Origin of the sequence: Rhodococcus daqingensis (assembly GCF_042665615.1) — a bacterium.
GTDB lineage: Bacteria > Actinomycetota > Actinomycetes > Mycobacteriales > Mycobacteriaceae > Rhodococcus_G > Rhodococcus_G daqingensis.
In genome coordinates, this window is the sequence record NZ_JBHTCS010000012.1 from 181285 (window position 1) to 200612 (window position 19328).

General features: G+C 69.4%; 17 protein-coding genes. 12 read left to right on the forward strand and 5 right to left on the reverse strand.

Annotated elements, in window-relative coordinates; all coding sequences use genetic code 11:
• Nucleotides 1-115 precede the first annotated feature (115 nt).
• Nucleotides 116-2962 carry a leucine--tRNA ligase gene (gene leuS / locus ACFQS9_RS11110; RefSeq protein WP_378404477.1) on the forward strand — a complete coding sequence of 949 codons (2847 nt, stop codon included), beginning with the start codon at nt 116-118 and terminating at the stop codon, nt 2960-2962.
• Between the two features lie 73 nt (nt 2963-3035).
• Here the strand turns inward: leuS and ACFQS9_RS11115 are convergent, their stop codons facing one another.
• Nucleotides 3036-4505, reverse strand: a complete 1470-nt coding sequence (locus ACFQS9_RS11115; protein ID WP_378404479.1) for a lipase family protein — start codon at nt 4503-4505, stop codon at nt 3036-3038.
• Between the two features lie 210 nt (nt 4506-4715).
• Between ACFQS9_RS11115 and ACFQS9_RS11120 the strand changes: the two genes are divergently transcribed.
• Nucleotides 4716-5090, forward strand: coding sequence for a nuclear transport factor 2 family protein (locus ACFQS9_RS11120; protein ID WP_378404481.1), 375 nt, complete (start codon nt 4716-4718; stop codon nt 5088-5090).
• A 132-nt stretch (nt 5091-5222) separates the two neighbouring features.
• The gene (locus tag ACFQS9_RS11125; RefSeq protein WP_378404483.1) at nt 5223-6440 is read left to right on the forward strand and encodes a heparan-alpha-glucosaminide N-acetyltransferase domain-containing protein; all 1218 of its coding nucleotides are present in this window, start codon (nt 5223-5225) and stop codon (nt 6438-6440) included.
• On the opposite strand, the gene ACFQS9_RS11130 is transcribed toward ACFQS9_RS11125, so the two are convergent.
• The gene (locus tag ACFQS9_RS11130) at nt 6433-7044 is read right to left on the reverse strand and encodes an FAS1-like dehydratase domain-containing protein (protein ID WP_378404485.1); all 612 of its coding nucleotides are present in this window, start codon (nt 7042-7044) and stop codon (nt 6433-6435) included. The two genes, ACFQS9_RS11125 and ACFQS9_RS11130, sit on opposite strands and share 8 nt — an antisense overlap.
• Nucleotides 7045-7285: 241 nt before the next feature.
• Here ACFQS9_RS11130 and ACFQS9_RS11135 point away from each other — a divergent pair, with 241 nt between their 5' ends.
• From ACFQS9_RS11135 to ACFQS9_RS11155, 5 genes are all read left to right on the forward strand, one after another.
• The gene (locus ACFQS9_RS11135; protein ID WP_378404487.1) at nt 7286-8449 is read left to right on the forward strand and encodes a Rieske 2Fe-2S domain-containing protein; all 1164 of its coding nucleotides are present in this window, start codon (nt 7286-7288) and stop codon (nt 8447-8449) included.
• 53 nt (nt 8450-8502) lie between these two features.
• Nucleotides 8503-9684, forward strand: coding sequence for an acyl-CoA dehydrogenase family protein (locus tag ACFQS9_RS11140; RefSeq protein ID WP_378404489.1), 1182 nt, complete (start codon nt 8503-8505; stop codon nt 9682-9684).
• Nucleotides 9685-9727: 43 nt separating this feature from the next.
• Entirely contained in the window at nt 9728-10633 is a 906-nt protein-coding gene (gene bphC, locus ACFQS9_RS11145) for a biphenyl-2,3-diol 1,2-dioxygenase (protein ID WP_378404490.1), read from the forward strand.
• A gap of 500 nt (nt 10634-11133) precedes the next feature.
• Nucleotides 11134-11997, forward strand: a complete 864-nt coding sequence (locus tag ACFQS9_RS11150; RefSeq protein ID WP_378404492.1) for an IclR family transcriptional regulator — start codon at nt 11134-11136, stop codon at nt 11995-11997.
• The gene (locus ACFQS9_RS11155) at nt 11994-12926 is read left to right on the forward strand and encodes an alpha/beta hydrolase (protein ID WP_378404494.1); all 933 of its coding nucleotides are present in this window, start codon (nt 11994-11996) and stop codon (nt 12924-12926) included. Before ACFQS9_RS11150 ends, ACFQS9_RS11155 begins: the two co-directional genes overlap by 4 nt.
• A 3-nt stretch (nt 12927-12929) precedes the next feature.
• Here the strand turns inward: ACFQS9_RS11155 and ACFQS9_RS11160 are convergent, their stop codons facing one another.
• Nucleotides 12930-13547: a PadR family transcriptional regulator gene (locus tag ACFQS9_RS11160; RefSeq protein ID WP_378404629.1), complete on the reverse strand. Its 618-nt coding sequence runs from the start codon at nt 13545-13547 to the stop codon at nt 12930-12932.
• A 199-nt stretch (nt 13548-13746) separates the two neighbouring features.
• On the opposite strand from ACFQS9_RS11160, the gene ACFQS9_RS11165 reads away from it, so the two are divergent.
• On the forward strand, nt 13747-14265 hold the full coding sequence (locus tag ACFQS9_RS11165; RefSeq protein ID WP_378404496.1) for a flavin reductase family protein: 519 nt from the start codon (nt 13747-13749) through the stop codon (nt 14263-14265).
• A 14-nt stretch (nt 14266-14279) separates the two neighbouring features.
• Here ACFQS9_RS11165 and ACFQS9_RS11170 read toward each other — a convergent pair whose 3' ends face one another.
• Both ACFQS9_RS11170 and ACFQS9_RS11175 read right to left on the reverse strand, forming a co-directional pair.
• A complete protein-coding gene (locus ACFQS9_RS11170; RefSeq protein ID WP_378404498.1) occupies nt 14280-15146 on the reverse strand; it encodes a DUF5602 domain-containing protein in 867 nt (288 codons plus the stop codon).
• 55 nt (nt 15147-15201) lie between these two features.
• A complete protein-coding gene (locus tag ACFQS9_RS11175) occupies nt 15202-16842 on the reverse strand; it encodes an AMP-binding protein (RefSeq protein WP_378404500.1) in 1641 nt (546 codons plus the stop codon).
• A 145-nt stretch (nt 16843-16987) separates the two neighbouring features.
• On the opposite strand from ACFQS9_RS11175, the gene ACFQS9_RS11180 reads away from it, so the two are divergent.
• The 3 genes from ACFQS9_RS11180 to ACFQS9_RS11190 are packed head-to-tail and all read left to right on the forward strand — an operon-like array spanning nt 16988 to nt 19316.
• On the forward strand, nt 16988-17359 hold the full coding sequence (locus ACFQS9_RS11180) for a nuclear transport factor 2 family protein (RefSeq protein ID WP_378404502.1): 372 nt from the start codon (nt 16988-16990) through the stop codon (nt 17357-17359).
• An 18-nt stretch (nt 17360-17377) separates the two neighbouring features.
• Nucleotides 17378-19039, forward strand: a complete 1662-nt coding sequence (locus ACFQS9_RS11185; RefSeq protein ID WP_378404504.1) for an FAD-binding protein — start codon at nt 17378-17380, stop codon at nt 19037-19039.
• 19 nt (nt 19040-19058) lie between these two features.
• Nucleotides 19059-19316: a hypothetical protein gene (locus ACFQS9_RS11190; protein ID WP_378404506.1), complete on the forward strand. Its 258-nt coding sequence runs from the start codon at nt 19059-19061 to the stop codon at nt 19314-19316.
• Nucleotides 19317-19328: the final 12 nt, after the last annotated feature.

The following is a 19328-nucleotide window of genomic DNA, read 5'->3' on the forward strand; positions in this document are numbered from 1 at the left end:
GCGGGGACCGATGACCGGGGCTGTTCGGGTGACGCTTTAGGCTGGTCGACGGTAATCCCTGCCCGAGAACCAGCCCTGAGACCCCGAGCTCAGCGCAGAGTAGATAGCGAACCACGTGACCGAGCCAGTGCAGCAGCCAGCGGACGACGCCACCCCCCAGCACCGATACACCGCGGAGCTCGCGGGTCGGATCGAGCGGCGGTGGCAGGAGCTGTGGAGCGAGCGCGGCACCTTCAACGCGCCGAACCCGGTCGGCGATCTCGCCGGGGAGCTGCCCGCGGACAAGCTCTTCGTCCAGGACATGTTCCCGTACCCGTCCGGCTCGGGCCTGCACGTCGGGCACCCGCTCGGCTACATCGCGACCGACGTGTTCGCGCGCTACCACCGCATGCACGGGCACAACGTGCTGCACACCCTCGGCTACGACGCCTTCGGCCTGCCCGCCGAGCAGTACGCGGTCCAGACGGGCACCCACCCGCGCACCACCACCGAGTCGAACATCGAGAACATGAAGCGGCAGCTGCGCCGTCTCGGGCTCGGACACGATGAGCGGCGCTCGCTGGCCACCACCGACGTGGACTTCTATCACTGGACGCAGTGGATCTTCCTGCAGATCTTCAACGCCTGGTACGACGCGGACCTCAAGCGGGCCCGCCCGATCGCGGAGCTCGAGGCGGAGTTCGAGTCCGGAGCCCGCACCGCCGAGGACGGCCGGGCCTGGTCCGCGCTCGACGCGGGCGAGCGCCGTGCCGTGATCGACTCGTATCGCCTCGTCTACCGGTCGGATTCGATGGTCAACTGGTGCCCCGGTCTGGGTACGGTGCTGGCCAACGAGGAGGTCACCGCGGACGGCCGCAGCGACCGCGGGAACTTCCCGGTGTTCCGTAAGCACCTGCAGCAGTGGATGATGCGGATCACCGCCTACTCGGACCGTCTCGTCGACGACCTCGAGTACCTGGATTGGCCGGACAAGGTCAAGACCATGCAGCGCAACTGGATCGGACGCTCGCACGGCGCCCAGGTCCGCTTCGGTGTGGACCCCGCGCTCGACGACGTCGCGATCGAGGTCTTCACCACCCGGCCGGACACCCTGTTCGGTGCCACCTATGTCACGCTCGCCCCCGAGCACGAGCTGGTCGACCAGTTGGCGTCCGGCACCTATGCCGATGACGTGGACCCCCGGTGGACCGGCGGTGCCGCCACCCCGGCCGAGGCCGTCGCCGCCTACCGCGCCTCCATTTCCGCGAAGACGGACCTGGAGCGGCAGGAGAACAAGGAGAAGACGGGCGTCTTCCTCGGCGAGTACGCGGTGAATCCCGTCAACGGACACCGGCTCCCGATCTTCATCGCGGACTACGTGCTCACCGGCTACGGCACCGGCGCGATCATGGCGGTGCCGGGTCACGACCACCGGGACTGGGAGTTCGCCACCACGTTCGGCCTCGACATCGTCGAGGTGATCGCTGGCGGCGACATCACCGAGGGCGCCTACGTCGGTGACGGCCCCCTGGTCAACAGCGACTACCTGAACGGGCTCGACGTCGCGGCCGCGAAGAAGGCCGTCATCGAGCGGCTGGAGGCGGACGGCGACGGCAAGGGCACCATCCAGTACAAGCTGCGGGACTGGCTCTTCGCCCGGCAGCGGTACTGGGGCGAGCCCTTCCCGATCGTCTACGGCGAGGACGGGGTCGCGCACCCGCTGCCGGAATCGATGCTGCCCGTGGAACTCCCGGAGGTCGAGGACTACGCGCCGGTCTCCTTCGACCCGAACGACGAGAACTCCGAGCCGTCCCCGCCGCTGGCGAAGGCCGCCGACTGGGTGAACGTCGAGCTTGATCTCGGTGACGGGCTGCGGAGCTACCACCGCGACACCAACGTGATGCCGCAGTGGGCGGGCAGCTCCTGGTACCAGCTGCGCTACATCGACCCGACCAACAGCGACGAGTTCTGCGCCAAGGAGAACGAGCAGTACTGGATGGGTCCGCGGCCCGAGCTGCACGGCCCGAACGACCCGGGCGGCGTCGACCTGTACGTCGGCGGCGTCGAGCACGCGGTGCTGCACCTGCTGTACTCACGGTTCTGGCACAAGGTCCTCTTCGACCTCGGATACGTCAGCTCGAGCGAGCCGTACCGACGCCTCTACAACCAGGGCTACATCCAGGCCTGGGCGTACACCGACTCGCGTGGCGTCTACGTGCCCGCGGAGGAGGTGACCGAGCGCGACGGCAAGTACTTCCACGGCGACGAGCCCGTCCATCGCGAGCACGGCAAGATGGGCAAGTCCCTGAAGAATTCCGTTGCGCCGGACGAGATCTGCGAGGAGTACGGCGCGGACACCCTGCGCGTGTACGAGATGTCGATGGGTCCGCTGGACACCTCGCGGCCCTGGGCCACCAAGGATGTCGTCGGGTCGCACCGGTTCCTGCAGCGCGTCTGGCGCACCGTGGTGAACGAGGAGACCGGCGCGCTCCGCGTCACCGACGAGACGCCGTCCGACGACACGCTGCGCGTGCTGAACAAGACGATCGACGGCGTCAACGCGGACTACGCCGCGCTGCGCGACAACACCGCGGCGGCCAAGCTGATCGAGCTGAACAACCACCTGACCAAGGAGTACCCGAACGGGGCGCCGCGGTCGGCGGTCGAGCCGCTGGTGCTGATGCTCGGCCCGCTCGCCCCGCACCTGGCCGAGGAGCTGTGGTCCCGGCTCGGGCACGAGCGCTCGCTCGCGCACGGACCGTTCCCGCTGGCCGAGGACAAGTGGCTGGTCGACGACACCGTCGAGTACCCGATCCAGGTCAACGGAAAGCTGCGCAGCCGGCTCACCGTGGCCGCCGATGCCGACCCGAAGTCCATCGAGGCCGCGGCGCTGGCGGACGAGAAGATCGTCGCGATCCTGGAGGGCAATGCGCCCCGCAAGGTGATCGTGGTGCCCGGCAAGATGGTGAACATCGTCAAGTAGGTAGGCGGCTGCGCCGCCCGTGCGCGGTTAGCGAGTCCAGAGACCCGCTAACCGCGCACGAGCGCGAAGCGCCTCAGCACTCGCTCGGCGCCGGTTCCCCGCGCAGCCGGGCGTCGACCCAGTCGAATGCCCCGGAATTCCCGGTGAGTTCGCCGAGGATGTGTTCGCCGGGTACCTGCCGGTACAACGCGCGCACGCCGTAGCCGCACTGCTCGTCGTACAGGTTGCGTGCGCCGAGCGCCGGGATCCAGAACTCCTGACCGCCGTTGTAGATGTACAGCGGGGTGCCGGACTTGCGGTCCGCCATCTTCATCCTCGCGTAGATGTCATGTGCGACAGGCGAATCCAGTGCACGCTTCACATTCGCGAGCAACTCGACCGGGACCCCGAGCACGCCGGTGACGGCGAGGGTGTTCGCGCACTGGTCCTTGATGCGGGTGATGGCCAGCCGCTGTCCGAGACTGTTGATCAGCGGGAGGATCTCGGGGTTCTCCCGCGAGATCCCGAACACCGCCGCGAGGAACAGTCCCCCGGCGAGGTTGCCGTTCATGGTGCGTCCGAGCATCTCGAAGTCGGCGGGTATGCCGCCGAGCGCGGCGCCCACGATGTCACCGGACAGCTCGGGGGCGTACGAGTCGATCAGCTTGACCGCGCCGTGCGTCGCGATCGCGCCGCCGGAGTAGCCCATCATGGCGACCTTGCTGCTGCCGAACTCGGCGGGGAACACGCCGCGGACGCCGCGGATGGTGTCGAGGATCGCGTGCCCGGCGACGAAGGGTTCGGCGTATGCCATCCGGGGGCCCTCGTGGTCGGGGATGAGTACCGCGTAGCCGCGCTCCTCGGCCTTCGTGGTGACGGGCCGGAGCAGCTCGAGGAAGTTCTCCGAGGGTGTGATCCCGTTCTCCAGGGTGTAGCCCGGGGTGCAGGTCCGCCCGAGCCCGTTGATCGGCACGTTGTTGACCAGGATCGGCCGCGGTCCCGGACCGGGCCAGGGCGTGGCCGGCACGACGAGCGTCGCGGTCGCGAACGACGGATCGCCGGCCGAGTCGGTGCTCTTCACCTTGATCTGGCGCACCTCCCGCACCGGCCCGCGCAGGAGCGCTCGGGCGGCCGGCGTCACATCACGGGTCTCGATGACCTGGCCGTTGGTCATGCCGGGCAGTCCGGGCGGGTACTCGTCGAAGAACTGGTCCCCGACCGGTTTGGGCAGCATCTCGGCGCGCAGCGTCTCGAGGCCCGGCGGGTCGAGGTCCGGCTCCGGGATCACCGACCCGACCACGCCCGGAATCGCGGACCCCAGTGGTGACCCGGCGGCCGAGCCGGTGCCGAGCGAGCCGGTGACCAGCGTCGTCCCGTTCAGGAGCGTGCCGTCGGAGCCGGTGCCGTCGGTCAGCGATCCGGTGCCGATCGACCCCTCGCCGCCCGCGCTGCCGGAGGACTGGGCCCTCGCCGGGCCGGCGGAGACACCACTCCCGATCGCCACGGTCACCGCGAGAACGGCGACACCCCACTGAACCCACAGACCCCCGCGCTGCTTAGGCATGCGCGGCACGATAGCACCGGAAAGCCACGGCCCGAACGGCTTTCGGTGCGCACGGCCTCGATATCGGGTCCCGTTGCCGACCTACTCCGGACAATCCGGTCGAACCGGTCGCGCCGCCGGTTCGGTGTCGAGCTCCGTTCCGTGGAATCCCGTCGGCGACGCCGGTACCCTCCCAGCTAGAACAGGTTCTAACAATGAAGGGGTACCGGCATGGCGGCATCACGCGACGACATCCTGAACACCATCGAGAGCTACGTGAAGTCGGTGGCCGGCGGCACCGTCGACGACGTGCTCGCGCTGTACGCGCCCGGCGCGACCGTCGAGGACCCGGTGGGCACCGACCCGCGGACCACCGAGGAGTCGATCCGCGAGTTCTACGGCATCATCGAGCCGCTCGAGCAGACCGCCGAGCTCGGGGTCGTGAAGATCGCGGCGGGCACCGCAGCCTTCAACTTCACCCTCACCACCATCATGGGTGATCAGAAGGTGGAGATCTCCGTCATCGACGTGATGACCTTCGACGACGACGCGAAGATCACCACGATGAAGGCGATCTGGGGTCCGGAGGACATGGTCACCCGCTGACCCGTCGCCTGCGGTCCGGCCGGGGTCATACCCCGGTCGGACCCGCAATCAGCTCCACGCCTGACGACGGCGGGGTCGTCGCGGCAATACCTTCGGTTCGTACGACAACGACAACGCGACCGAAGGTATGCGATGACCCAGCTCCAGTCCCCGGCAGCGGCCCCGGCGACCCCTCGCCCACTCCCCCGGATGGTGGGCGTCGACGTCGCGCGGGGGCTCGCTGTGCTCGGCATGATCGCCGTGCACACCGCCACCGCCGAACAGATCGGCGACCTCGCCTTCTTCGCGCTCAGCGGCCGCTCCGCGATCCTGTTCGCGGTGCTCGCCGGGGTGTCCCTCGCGCTGACCACCGGGGGCCCGCACCCGCCCGCGGGCCGCGACCTCGCCGCGGCGCGCAGGTCCATCGCCGCACGAGCGCTGGCCCTGTTCGCGCTGGCGCTGATCCTGACCCAGCTCGGCTCCCCCGTCATGGTGATCCTCGCGTCGTACGCGGTGCTCTTCCTGATCGCCCTGCCGCTGCTGCGCCTGAGCTGGCAGGCACTGGCGGGCGCCGCGGCCGTGGCGGCCGTCGCGGGCCCCCTGCTCTCGTTCGCCATCCGCTCGCGGATGGCGCTCCCCGACACCTTCGGCGAGACCGCGCGGTTCGACATGCTCACCTCGATCGACGGGGTCCGGCACCTCGGCTCGGTGATCCTGCTCGAGGGCGCCTACCCGGTGCTCACCTGGGTGCCGTTCCTGCTGGCGGGCATGGCCATCGGCCGCTGGGGCCTGCGGCGCGAGCGGGCGGGGGTCGTCCTGGTCGCGCTCGGCTCGGCGCTGGCCGTGCTCGGGCTCGGCGGGTCCTGGGTGGCGCTGAACCTGTTCGGCGGGAAGAACGCCCTGGTGGCGTACCTGGACGACATGATGCCGGGCGAGGGTGCGCAGATGCTCGGGGACCTGCTCCGCACCGGGAGCTTCGGCGTCGTCAGCACCGATCCCTGGCAGTGGATGCTCACCAGTTCACCGCACAGCGGCACCCCGTTCGAGGTCGTCGGTTCCGGCGGCGTGGCCCTCGCGGTCCTCGGCCTGTGCCTGCTCGCGGGGCGGGCGGTCCCCCGCCTCCTCACGCCGGTGGCCGCGCTCGGTGCGATGCCGCTGACGATCTACGCCGGGCACATCGTGGCGCTGGCGGTGCTGTTGCGCAGCGATTCGTTCACCCAGTCGTGGACGACCCTGCTCTGGTTCGTGGTGGTTCCCCCGGTCTTCGCCACGCTGTGGCGCACCTGTGTCGGTCGCGGACCGCTGGAGTGGGCGCTGAACAAGGCCGGGGCGGGCGCCGCCCGGCTCGGCTACCCGCGCCCGCTCAACTAGCCCGGGCGAACGTCGCCCACGCCTTGGCGGCGACCGCACCGCCGGGCCTGGTCGCGGTGAGCACGACGTCCACCCGCGGCTCGCCGTCCTGGACGTACTCCTGCAGCACCTCGCCGGAGCAGTCCAGGGTGTCGCCCGCCGCCACCGGCTCGAGGAAACGGGTTCGGAACCGCCGCACCGACTCCGGGCCCAGCCAGTCGGTGGCGTAGTTGGCCAGCAGGCCGGAGGCGATCGCGTCGGTTGCCGAGCCGTGCGTCCAGGAGTCGGCGATCAGCCGGCCCTCGGCGTCGCGGAACTCGGTCAGTTGCTCGGACTCACTGCCGCGCGAGTGGACGTTGAGTCGGTCGCCCGCCCGCGGCGGGGGTCCGAAGAAGCGGCAGTCCTGCTCGGCGGGCAGGGCCTGCAGATCCGGCCGTGCCGACCCGGGCACGAACCCTTCGAAGCAGAGGTAGGTCGGCGGCACCACCGGGCGCTCGGCGTCGCGGTACGCGGCGTGGGTGGAGCGGGTGGCCTCCGCGAACTCGAGGATCTTGCCGCGCTCCAGGTCTACGGTGACACCGGTGAACGGTGCACCCACGGTGCTCGCCGCGGTTGTGGTGATCATCGATCCGCACCTCCTTCGATCAGTTCGGATACCGCGACGGTAGGTCGGCGCGCGGTCCGCCCGGCGTCCTCTTCCCGCTGATCGGGAGGCTCCGGGCACCGGCTTGCTGGGCGGGGGCGAAATCGTCCCGGTCAGCGGGAAGGCCCCATGAACTCGCATGCCGCCGCCCCGAATTATGAGGCTCATCACATCAGTGCGTGACTCGGGCGCGTTTGTCTCGAGCGTGAGAGAAGAGGTAGCGATGGCGCTGCAATCCAAGTCCGAAGCCGACGAGGTCAGGATGATCGAGGCGGCGGCGGCCCCTACCCGGTTTGCCCGTGGTTGGCACTGCCTGGGCCTGCTGAAGACCTTCCAGGACGGAAAGCCGCACGAGGTCAAGGCCTTCGGCACGTCTCTGGTCGTGTTCGCGTCCGAGTCCGACGGCAAGATCAACGTCCTCGACGCGTTCTGCCGGCACATGGGCGGCAACCTCGCCCAGGGCACCGTCAAGGGTGACTCCATCGCCTGCCCGTTCCACGACTGGCGCTGGGGCGGTAACGGCAAGTGCACCGACATCCCCTACGCCCGCCGCGTTCCCCCGCTCGCGCGCACCCGCAGCTGGCCGACGCTCGAGCGCAACGGTCAGCTGTACGTGTGGCACGACCCGCAGGGCAGCAAGCCCACCGACGAGGTGACGATCCCCGAGATCGAGGGCTTCGGTTCCGACGAGTGGACCGCCTTGACCTGGAACTCCATGCTGATCGAGGGCTCGCACTGCCGCGAGATCGTCGACAACGTCGTGGACATGGCGCACTTCTTCTACGTGCACTACTCGTTCCCGCGATTCTTCAAGAACGTCTTCGAGGGCCACGTCGCCACCCAGTACATGCGGTCGACCCCGCGCCACGACATCTCGGTCGGCACCAGCTACGACGACCCGAACTCCACCCTCCGATCGGACGCCTCGTACTTCGGCCCGTCCTACATGATCGACTGGCTGTGGAGCGATGCCCAGGGCATGACGATCGAGACGGTGCTCGTCAACTGCCACTACCCGGTCGACGAGAACTCCTTCGTGCTGCAGTACGGCGCGATGGTCAAGAAGCCCCAGGGCATGTCGGACGAGGCGGCCGAGGGCATGGCGAAGCAGTTCGCCGAGGGCGTCGAGATGGGCTTCGAGCAGGACGTCAAGATCTGGAAGAACAAGGCGCCCATCGACAACCCGTTGCTGTCCGAGGAGGACGGCCCGGTCTACCAGCTGCGCCGCTGGTACAAGCAGTTCTACGTCGACGTCGAGGACGTCACCGAGGACATGACCAAGCGCTTCGAGTTCGAGATCGACACCGACCGCGCCGTGCAGAGCTGGGAGGCGGAGGTCGCCGAGAACATCGCCAACGGCATCGTCCCCATCCAGGCCAACGCCTGACCCATCCGCCCGACCTGCCCACGATCTACCGATAGACAAGAAGGAACACCACGATGACCAACAAGGCACTCGACAATCTCATCGAGATCGCGGATCAGATCCGCGATCAGGCGACCGAGGCGGAGCGGATCGGTCGGCTTCCCGACGAGACTGCGAAGCTGCTCAAGGCTGCCGGCCCGATCAAGCAGCTGCAGCCCAAGCAGTACGGCGGATTCGAGGCGCACCCGCGTGCCTTCTCCGAGACCGTGATGAAGGCCGCCTCGCTCGACCCGGCCACCGGCTGGGTGTGCGGCATCGTCGGTGTGCACCCGTGGCAGCTGGCTTTCGCGGACCCGAAGGTGCAGGAGGAGATCTGGGGCGCGGACGACAACACCTGGGTGGCCTCCCCCTACGCCCCGACCGGGATCGCCAAGCCGGTCGACGGCGGATACATCTTCAACGGTCGCTGGCAGTTCTCCTCCGGCACCGATCACTGTGACTGGATCTTCCTCGGCGCCATGGAAGGCGACAAGGACGGCAACATGGCGCTGCCGCCGCGGATGCTGCACATGATCCTGCCGCGCAAGGACTACGAGATCGTCGAGGACTCCTGGAACGTCGTGGGCCTCAAGGGAACCGGGTCCAAGGACATCATCGTGCGGGATGCCTTCGTGCCCTCCTACCGGGTGATGGACGGCGACGAGGTGATCAACGGGACCGCGCAGAAGAACGCCGGCATGACCGAGACCCTGTACAAGATGCCGTGGTCCAACATGTTCCCGCTCGGCATCTCCTCCGCGGTCATCGGCATCGCCGAGGGTGCGCTGGCCGCGCACCTGGACTACCAGCGTGACCGGGTCGGTGCGCAGGGCACCGCGGTCAAGGACGACCCGTACGTGCTCTTCGCGATCGGCGAGGCCGCCGCGGACATCAACGCCGCCCGCCAGGAACTGCTGGCGAACGTCGACAAGATGTGGGACATCGTCGAGTCCGGCAAGGAGGTCTCCTTCGCGGACCGTGCCGCCGGTCGCCGCACCCAGGTGCGTGCCGCCTGGCGCGCGGTCGGTGCCGTCGACCAGATCTTCGCCCGCTCCGGCGGCAACGCGCTCCGGATGGACAAGCCGCTGCAGCGGTACTGGCGTGACGCGCACGCGGGTCTGGCCCACGCCATCCACGTGCCCAGCACCGTCTACCACGCCTCCGCGGTGAGCTCGCTCGGCCTCGACCCGGCCGACAACCTCAAGTCGATGATCTGACGCAGCGCCGTCCACCACCCCAATCATCAAGAAGGACAAGAGAATGACCGATATCAAGGCACTGGGCTACGTCAAGGTCCAGACCAACGACATGGAGCGCTGGCGTAAGTTCGCGTTCGAGGTGCTCGGCTTCGCCGAGGGCAGCGGACCGGACGAGAACGCCCTCTACCTGCGGATGGACGAGCGTGCCGCTCGCATGGTGGTCGTCCCCGGCGACACCGACGAGATCGTCACCATCGGCTGGGAGGTCCGCGACCACGCCGCGCTCGTGCGCGTGCAGAAGGCCGTCGAGGCCGCAGGCATCGCGGTCAAGCCTCTCTCCGTCGAGGAGGCCGACGCCCGCCGCGTGGAGGAGGTCATCACCTTCCAGGATCCGACCGGCGCGACCCTCGAGATCTTCCACGGTGCGGTGCTCGACCACAGCCCGGTCGTCACGCCCTTCGGGGCCAAGTTCGTCACCGGCGCGCAGGGCCTCGGCCACGTCGTGTTGCCGACGATGGACCCGAACGGCAGCTTCGACTTCTACACCGAGGTGCTCGGCTTCCTGCCGCGCGGCGCCTTCCGCATCCCGGCTCCGCCGGAGTTCGGCCCGATGCGGGTGCGTTTCATGGGCGTCAACGAGCGCCACCACAGCCTGGCGCTGTGCCCGGCCCCGCACGGCGGCGCGCCCGGCCTGGTGCACATCATGGTCGAGGTCGACACCCTCGACGCGGTCGGCCAGGCGCTCGACCGCGTCGTGAAGGACGGGTTCTCCGTCTCCTCGACGCTGGGCAGGCACACCAACGACAAGATGGTCTCGTTCTACGTTCGTGCGCCCGGAGGCTGGGACGTCGAGTTCGGAACCGAGGGCATGCGGGTGGACGAGAAGTACTACTCCGCCGAAGAGATCACCGCCGACAGCTACTGGGGCCACGACTGGTCCGGCAGCGAGCCCCTGGCGGCGATGTAGCCACAGCCCACCCACGTCGCGCGCGGTCCCACCGCTCGTGTGCCTCACCAGCGCACGAGCACCGGGTCCGCGCGCGAGGTGTATCCGGGCCCGATCGAGAGGGCGCGACGGTCGCTCGATCGGCCGGAGCGGGACCCGATTCCGGGTCCGTCCGCGGCGCACCGATTCGCTGGCGGACGGTCCGCAGGGGCGCCGAAAGCGGCATCTCCCCGGGCTGCGGCGAACTTTTTTCGCGCCGGGCGGGCCGCTTCGCCGCCAAGGGCGGATCCCACTGAACGGGCAATAACTGCTGGTCAACCGCAAGGGCCCCGGGTCGAGTCACTCGATCCGGGGCCCTTTGGCGTTCCGTGACACGAAACGAACCGTGCGGTCGTGTGTGACAGCCGACACAAGCTCGTGCTATCAATAGTCATATTCCTAATCGAAACACCCCGGTCGGACCCCCAGCCGATCGTCGCACCATCCCGGCGGCCGAGCCGCCAAGGAATCCGGAGGACCCCATGACAACTTTGGTCGACGCCAGCACCCCGAGCGCCGTGCTCGATCGCGTCTCGCTCGTTCTGGATGCCTTCGACGGCCCGGGACGGTTGACCCTCGCTCAGGTGGTCCGGCGCACCGGGTTGCCGCGGTCCTCTGCGCACCGGATGCTCGAGCGGCTCGTCCACCTCCGCTGGCTGCGCAGGCAGGGCCGTGACTACGAGCTCGGCATGCGGCTGGTGGAGCTCGGCTCCCTGGCGGTCCATCAGGATCGGCTGCATCGGGCCGCGCTGCCGTTCCTGCACGAGCTGCACCGGGTCACCGGTCACGTGGTGCACCTCGCCGTGCTCGACGGACCCGATGTCGTCTACCTCGAGAAGATCGGCGGCCCGGTCGCGGCGGCGATCCCGACCCGCGTCGGTGGCCGGCAGCCGGCGCACTGTACGAGCGTCGGCAAGGCGATCCTGGCGTTCTCCGACGAGTCGCGGCTGCCCGCGGTGGACGCGGAGCTGCCCGGCCGCAAGACCCGGTACTCGATCGCGACCGGCGCGCAGCTGCGCACCGAACTGGCCCGGGTTCGCGAACATGGCATCGCGTTCGAGCGTGAGGAGTCGGTCCCCGGATTCGGCTGCGTCGCGGCCCCGATCGGCAACATCGGCGACGCCGTCGCGGCGGTCTCGATCTGCGGACCGGTCGCGCAGATGAAGCTCGACCACCGGCTCGCCGCGCCCGTGCGGATGACGGCGCTCGGCATCTGGCGCAACGTCGAGGGCGGTCCCGTCCGCGTGCAGCCGACCCTCCAGCAGCAGGCGCGGCCGCTGCTCGGTGGACCGGCGGCGGGACGACGTCCCGCGTCCTCGCCGCTGCCCGAGCGGCTGCCCGCATGAGCCCCGACGCCGAGGTGGCGGCGATTCTCGACGCGCTGGATGCCGGATTCCCGAAGGTCGAGACCATGACCGGCGCGCAGGCCCGTGCCGCGATCCGCGCCAGGCTGACGCTGCCCGATCAGCCGGAGCAGGTCGCTAGGGTGTCCGAGCGCGTGGTCCCCGGCCCCGGCTCGGACCTCCCGGTTCGGATCTACTGGCCCGCCGACTCCCCCGAGGCGGGGGTTCCGATCGTCGTGTTCGCGCACGGCGGTGGATTCGTGTTCTGCGACCTGGACACCCACGACGGGATCTGCCGGTCGATGGCGAACGGCGTCGGCGCGATCGTGGTGTCGGTCGACTACCGGCTGGCCCCCGAGGTGCGGTGGCCTGCGGCGGCCGAGGACGTCCACGCCGTGGCGACGTGGGCGGCCGAGCACGCCGAGGAACTCGGTGGTGATGCCGGCCGACTGGTGGTGGCCGGCGACAGTGCCGGCGGCAACCTGGCCGCGGTCACCGCGCTGATGGCGCGCGACCGGAGCGGCCCGGCCATCGCGGCACAGCTGCTGCTGTACCCGGTGATCGCCGCGGACTTCGAGACCGACTCCTACCGGGAGTTCGCGACCGGTCACTTCAACACCCGCGCCGCGATGCAGTGGTACTGGGACCAGTACGTCCCGGTCGAGGATCGGGATCACCCCCATGCCTCCCCGCTGCGCGCGCAACTCGGCGGCCTGCCTCCCGCCGTGGTGATCACCGCGGGCTGTGACCCGCTCTGCTCGGAGGGCGACGCATACGCGAAAGCCCTTGCTGCCGAAGGTGTCCCGGTGAACCATCGGCGATACGACGGAGCGATTCACGGCTTCATGACGATGGGCATGCTGGCGCTGGCGCGCACCGCCCAGAAGCAGGCGTGGGCGGACCTGCGCGAACTTCTCGGGCCGGCCCGGTAGGGCTCACTCCAGGTCGGGGTTCTCCGCGTCGGTCTCCAGCTCCACCTGGCGCCAGGCGCCCGGGGTGGGTTTCGGGAAGCCGGCGTCGTCCCCGTCCTTGACCTGGGCGAGGACGGCGTCGGCCTTGTCGATGTCGGCGATCAACTGCTCGGCCAGCTCGCGCTCGGCGGCGTAGTAGCGCTCGGACCACCGCAGCACGATCTGCGAGTATGCCCAGGCCGGTTCCTTGTCGGCCCCGGTGGCATCGGCGGCCGCCCGCCGCTCCATCTTCGTCACGTACTCGATGTGCTCGCGCAGGATCTCCTTGAGCCGCTCCGGCTTGTTCAGGTGCCCGAGCCAGATGCGAAGCATCACACCGTGTTTGAGTATGGGCGGGTCGATCGGTGCCTCGTTCGACCACCGCCGTACCGCCGCGGTGCCGGATTCGGTGATCTTGTACAGCCGACGGCCCCGCACCCCGTTGTCGTGCTGGACCCGAGAGGTGACGAAGCCGTGCTTCTCGAGCTTCTTCAGCTCCGTGTAGACCTGGCTGAAGGACGGGCTCCAGTAGAAGAACTTGATGCTCCAGTCGGCCCACTTCTTGAGCTCGTAGCCGGACAGTTCCTCCTCGAATGCGAGCATGCCGAGTACCGCCCAGCTCGTGGCGGGCAGATTGGGGAGATCAGACTCGGAGGCCGATTCGGTCGATGCCACGACGGAAGCCTAACAATTGGACACCCGACCCAGTTAGGGCAAGCTACCGCTGACCGGGACAGCGGATGGCGCGGCGCACATCGGCATCCGATCCTGGGTGTTGCCCGTTTCATCAGGAGGAACAGCAATGAGCGCAGAGACCACAGCCGTCGTCGAGCAGGACGCCCTCTCGGCGCCCGACGCCGCCACGCTGAGGAAGGTGATGGGGCACTTCTGCACCGGGGTCGCCGTGATCGCCGCCCACGACGGCGAACGTCCCCTCGGATTCGCCTGCCAGTCGGTGGTGTCGGTGTCGCTGGATCCGCCCTACATCTCGTTCTGCCCCGCGAAGACCTCCACCAGCTGGCCGCTCCTGCGGGAGGCCGGCGAGCTGTGCATCAACATCCTCGCGCACGACCAGAAGGACGTGTGCTCGACCTTCGCGGTGAGCGGCGGGGACAAGTTCGCCACCGTCGACTGGAGCCCGGCGGGCAACGGCGCCCCGGCCCTCGGCGGCGCGCTCGCCCGGATCGAGGCCACCGTCGAGCTCGAGCACGATGCGGGCGACCACACCATCGTGCTCGCCCGCATCACCGACCTGACCGCGGACGCCGACGGCCGGCCGCTGCTGTTCTTCAAGGGCGGGTTCGGCGGGTTCTCGGAGTAGAACCCGCCCGCCGGTCAGGACTGCTCGCGCATCGTCAACCCGCCGAGCGCGACGACATACTCGCCCGCCTCGTCGTCGAATCGGACGTTGTACGTGGTGGGTGAGTAGCCGGACTTCGGATAGGCCTGCGGCAGCTTGAGGTCCTCCCGGAGCGTGGGCCTGGTCAGCAGCCACTCGCGGGTCATCATCGGCTCGATGAACGTGAACTGGCCGTCCCAGGACCCGTTGAGCAGTACCTCCGTGAAGTCGAAGGAGCCCGGGATCAGGCCGTCGGTGGCGTCGTTCCAGTGCAGGCCCATGGCCGGCACGGCGTTCGCGGCGGGCGGTCCCGGCGGGGTCACGTAGTCCCGCGGGATGTACTTCGGGTCGGGCAGGCGCGCGGCCTTGGCGGCGAAGTCGGGGTCGGCGGGGTCGATGGCGTGTACCTCTGCCATGTCGGTGAGGTAGAAGTGCATGTCGAAGTGCGGTTTGCCCCAGAGGATCTGGGGTTCGTGTCCGTTGGGGTTCCAGTCGAGCATGACCGACTCGAAGACGGTGTCGGACGCCTCGTCCGGCAGGTCGAGCATCAGCATCTGTGGTCGGGCGTCGGGGCCGCTGGGCAGACCGTCGAGCGCGGATTCCGAGATCCGCAGGCCCACCTCGGTGGGATTGCCGTCGGTGTCCAGGTTCACGTACGTCTTCGAGGTCCCGCGCCCGAGGTCGTGCGAGGGACCGAAGAAGGTCCCCCCGCGATCGTCGGACCCGGCGGCCGTGCCGCAACCGGCGAGGGTGACCGCGACGGAGGCGGCCAGCGCCAGGCGCGCGGTTCGCGGCAACCGGAGGGCCGCTCGCCTCGCGGCAGTGTCGGTGTTACGGGGAAAGGGTGTATCGGTGTTCGGCATGCATCGAGCGTCCCGGCAGGCCGGCCCGGTGACCATCCCAGAATCCTGGGTACCGTCACACCGACATGTTGGGGTGACGCTCCGCCCGTCGCTGCAGGGCCAACTCTCGCAGGGCCCGCCGTGAGGGTTTGCCCGCGGCGATCCGCGGCATCTCGCTGAGCAGGACCACCTCGGCGGGAACCTTGTAGCCCGCGAGCGAGCCGCGGCAGTGCTCGACGAGCTGCGGCCCGGTCACGCTGTGGCCCGGGCGCGGGACCGCATACGCGATCCCGCGCTCCCCGAGGCGCTCGTCGGGCACCCCGACGACGGCGACCTCGCCGACCGCCGGGTGCCGGCTCAGCACCTGCTCCACCTCCGAGGGGTACACGTTGAATCCCCCGACGATGAACATCTCGCCGATGCGGTCGATGATCCGCAGTTCGCCGGCCACGAGCACGCCGACGTCGCCGGTGTGCAGCCAGCCGTCCCCGTCGAGGGCCTTCGCGGTGGCCGCCTCGTCCTCGAAATAGCCCGACATCACGTTGAACCCGCGCACCAGGACCTCACCCGCGACACCTTCGGCGACGGCGGCACCGTCGGCGTCGACCACCCTCAGCTCCACCCCGGGCAGCGGCGGCGCGGCGAGCGAAACGGTCTGTGATTCCGGGTATCTCGCGGTCACCGTGCCGCTCGCCTCGGTGAGCCCGTAGCCGGTGACGATCAGGGGGATGCCCAGCACGTGTCGAATCCGGTCCAGCAGTGGCGCCGCGACCGTCGCCGCGCCGGTGACGGCGAGTCGCGGGGTGTGCGCCGCCGCCGGTCCGCCCTCCGGCGATGCCGCGATCAGGTCGGTGAACATCGTTGGCGGACCGGACAACACGGTGATCCGTTCGGTCGCGATCCGGGTGAGCGCGGCGGCCGGGTCGAACACGTCCACGGCGACGTAGCAGCCGCCCGCCGCCAGCGCCGCGAGCAGGCCGGCGTTGAGGCCGAACGAGTGCGAGAGCGGGGTCACGCCCAGGATCCGGTCGCCGCGGCCGATCCCCAGCCGCTCGGACAGGGACCGGTACACCCGGACGAGTTGCCCGTGTCGGAGCACAACACCCTTGGCCCGGCCGGTGGAGCCCGAGGTCGACATGATGTACGCGACGTCGGTGGGGCGGGGCGGCGCCACCGAGTGGGGCGCGTGCAGGTCGACGGGGCGAGGGGTCGTCGCGCGCCCGAGGAGCTGCGCCCAGCTCGTGATGTGCAGGTCCGGTTCCCGGTGGAAGTCGACGACCTGTTGCAGGTCCGGGAGGCCGAGGACCGGTCGGTCCGGCCCGGACTCCCCCGCGGCGGCCCGGAGCATCGCGGCGTAGCCGGTGCCGAGGAACCCGTCGTCGACGAAGAGCATCTTGCTCCGGGTGGTGCGCAGCAGGTGTGCGGCCTCGGCGCCGCGGGCCCTGGTGTTGATCGGCACCACCACCGCGCCGATGGAGTGGGCGCCGAGAGCGACCACCGCCCACCGCACCGAGTTGGGCGCCCACAGGGCGATGCGGTCGCCGTGCCGGATGCCGGCGGCGGCCAGCGCCATCCCCGCCTGGAATGCCGACGCCGCGAGCTGCTCGTAGGTGAGCCGCTCCCGTCCGTCCACCACGGCCTCGCGGTCGCCGTGACGCCGGGCGGACTCGCTCAGTACCGCCCAGATCGTGTCGGGGGTGATGTCGCCGACGGTCATAACCGGTGGACCGTACCGGACATTGCGGCACCTCTATTCCGGCGGTCAGAGGCTCTCCCGCTGGGCGGGAGAGCCGGGGGGCAAGGACGGGCCCCTGTGGCTACCGTCACATGTACCGACCGTACCCATATTCCCGGGAGAGATCATGGCCTCAGCAGACGACATCCGTTCGACGGTGTCGAAGTACCTCGACGCGGTCGGGGGCGGGACCTCCGCCGACATCGCCGCGCTGTACGCGGACGACGCGACGCTCGAGGATCCGGTCGGCAGTGAGCCCCACGTCGGTCGCGCGGCCATCGAGAAGTTCTACAGCGCCCTGGACGCCGTGCAGAACAAGACCGAACTGCTCTCCCTCCGGGTCGCGGGCAACTCTGCCGCCTTCGCGTTCCGGGTGGTCACCGACACCGGCGAGCAGACCATCACGATCGAACCGATCGACGTCATGACCTTCGACGACGAGGCTCGGATCACCAGCATGCGCGCCTTCTGGTCGCAGGACGACATCAGCTTCGGCTGAGCACCCAAGAGAGAGCGTATGTCTGCCAGCGAACAATCCTGGGATCACGAGGTCGACTTCCTCGTCGTCGGCAGCGGCTGCGGCGGCCTGACCGGCGCCCTCGCTGCCGAGGACAAGGGCCTGGACACCCTGGTCATCGAGAAGGCCGCTGTGTACGGCGGCACGACCGCACTGTCCGGCGGCGGCATCTGGGCTCCCAACAACCCGCTGCTCGTCCGTGAGGGACTCGGCGACTCGCGCGCGGACGTGCGTGCGTACCTGGACGCCGTGGTCGGCGACCGGGTGCCGTCGAAGAACCTCGACGCGTTCATCGACGAGGGCCCCCGCATGCTCGAGTTCCTGGAGACCTCGAGCAGGCACATGCGCTTCCAGTGGTGCACGGGCTACTCCGACTACCACCCCGAGGAGCCCGGCGGCCGGCCGAAGGGTCGCACCATCGAGCCGCTCCCGGTGAACCTCAAGGAGCTCGGCGAGGACGAGGCGCTGCTGCGCCCGGCCGCGTTGGCGACCCCGCCCGGGCTGTTCATCACCTCCAAGGACTTCGTGCAGCTGAACATGGTGACGCGGACCTGGAAGGCGAAGTGGACCGCGCTGCTCACGGGCCTGCGCGCGGTGAAGGCGATCATCCTGCGCCGCAACATAGACACCCTCGGCCGCGCGCTGATCGCCCGGCTGCGGCTGGCGCTCAAGGATGCCGGGGTGCCGCTGTGGCTGAACACCGCGCTGCAGTCGCTGGTCACCGACGAGTCCGGTGCGGTGGTCGGCGTGGTCGCCGAACGGGACGGCCGGGAGGTGCGGATCCGTGCCCGCCGCGGCGTGCTGCTCGCCACCGGCGGGTTCGAGTACAACGAGGACATGCGCAAGCGCTACCTGCCCGAGGGTGGCCGCGACAACTTCAGTGCGGCCGCGGTGGAGAACACCGGTGACGGCATCGTTGCGGGCGAGAAGCTGGGTGCCGCAATTGATCTCATGGACGATGCCTGGTGGATGCCGTCGTTCCGGCGACCCGACGGCATCAACCAGGTGCTGGTCTCGGAGCGCTCGATCCCGCGTTCGATCATCGTCGACCAGAACGGCAAGCGATTCACCAACGAGGCGTCGCCGTACGTCAACTTCGTGCACGCCCAGCTGGCCGGCGGGCACGAGCCCACCTGGTTCGTCTTCGACGCCAAGGCGAAGAACCGGTACCCGATCTGCGGAATCATGCCAGGGCAGAAGTTCCCGAAGGCCTGGCTCGACAGCGGTCTCATCCAGGTCGCCGAGACCGTCGAGGAGCTCGCGGCCAAGATCGACGTCCCGGTGTCCGCCCTCGCCGACACCGTCCAGCGGTACAACGGATTCGCGCGGGCGGGCCGGGACGAGGACTTCGACCGGGGCGTCAGCGCGTACGACAACTACTACGGCGACCCGAGCCTGCCCCAGCCGACGCTGGACGTGCTCGACAAGGGCCCGTACTACGCGCTGCGCGTGCGCGCAGGCGACCTCGGCACCAAGGGTGGTCTGGTCTACAACGAGAAGGCCCAGGTGTTGCGCACCGATGGGGGCGTCATCGAGGGCCTCTACGCCACCGGCAACACCTCCGCCGCGGTGATGGGCAACGACTACGCCGGTGCGGGCGCCACGATCGGCCCCGCCATGGCTTTCGGCTACATCGGCGCCCGGCACGCGGCCGAGGCCTAGCAGGGAAAGAGGCTTTGTCATGCAGGAATTGAGCTGCACCAGCTGCGGCAACCGGGTGTTGGTGGAGAAGTACAGCCCCACCCACACCAGCGTGCAGTGGCTCGACGACGCGGAGTCGGCGTGCCCGGAGTTCGCCCGTCGGGCCGCGCTCGGCGAGCACAGCAACTGGATCCCGACGTGCTCGGCGTTGAAGGACTCCATCGAGCAGGCAGCGATCAAGGGAGTGATCGAGACCGACTCGCTGCGCAGCTACCCGGTGCCCGGACAGCTCGCGTAGCCGAGTCCTGCT

Excerpts from the sequence above, each read along its gene's own strand:
- ACFQS9_RS11115 (WP_378404479.1), bottom strand. The coding sequence starts at position 4,505 with ATGCCTAAGCAGCGCGGGGGTCTGTGGGTTCAGTGGGGTGTCGCCGTT.
- ACFQS9_RS11170 (WP_378404498.1), bottom strand. The coding sequence starts at position 15,146 with ATGCCGAACACCGATACACCCTTTCCCCGTAACACCGACACTGCCGCG.
- ACFQS9_RS11125 (WP_378404483.1), top strand. The coding sequence starts at position 5,223 with ATGACCCAGCTCCAGTCCCCGGCAGCGGCCCCGGCGACCCCTCGCCCA.
- ACFQS9_RS11160 (WP_378404629.1), bottom strand. The coding sequence starts at position 13,547 with ATGCTCGCATTCGAGGAGGAACTGTCCGGCTACGAGCTCAAGAAGTGG.
- ACFQS9_RS11155 (WP_378404494.1), top strand. The coding sequence starts at position 11,994 with ATGAGCCCCGACGCCGAGGTGGCGGCGATTCTCGACGCGCTGGATGCC.
- ACFQS9_RS11165 (WP_378404496.1), top strand. The coding sequence starts at position 13,747 with ATGAGCGCAGAGACCACAGCCGTCGTCGAGCAGGACGCCCTCTCGGCG.
- ACFQS9_RS11190 (WP_378404506.1), top strand. The coding sequence starts at position 19,059 with ATGCAGGAATTGAGCTGCACCAGCTGCGGCAACCGGGTGTTGGTGGAG.
- ACFQS9_RS11130 (WP_378404485.1), bottom strand. The coding sequence starts at position 7,044 with ATGATCACCACAACCGCGGCGAGCACCGTGGGTGCACCGTTCACCGGT.
- ACFQS9_RS11185 (WP_378404504.1), top strand. The coding sequence starts at position 17,378 with ATGTCTGCCAGCGAACAATCCTGGGATCACGAGGTCGACTTCCTCGTC.
- ACFQS9_RS11120 (WP_378404481.1), top strand. The coding sequence starts at position 4,716 with ATGGCGGCATCACGCGACGACATCCTGAACACCATCGAGAGCTACGTG.
- ACFQS9_RS11135 (WP_378404487.1), top strand. The coding sequence starts at position 7,286 with ATGGCGCTGCAATCCAAGTCCGAAGCCGACGAGGTCAGGATGATCGAG.
- ACFQS9_RS11150 (WP_378404492.1), top strand. The coding sequence starts at position 11,134 with ATGACAACTTTGGTCGACGCCAGCACCCCGAGCGCCGTGCTCGATCGC.
- ACFQS9_RS11180 (WP_378404502.1), top strand. The coding sequence starts at position 16,988 with ATGGCCTCAGCAGACGACATCCGTTCGACGGTGTCGAAGTACCTCGAC.
- ACFQS9_RS11175 (WP_378404500.1), bottom strand. The coding sequence starts at position 16,842 with ATGACCGTCGGCGACATCACCCCCGACACGATCTGGGCGGTACTGAGC.
- bphC (WP_378404490.1), top strand. The coding sequence starts at position 9,728 with ATGACCGATATCAAGGCACTGGGCTACGTCAAGGTCCAGACCAACGAC.
- ACFQS9_RS11140 (WP_378404489.1), top strand. The coding sequence starts at position 8,503 with ATGACCAACAAGGCACTCGACAATCTCATCGAGATCGCGGATCAGATC.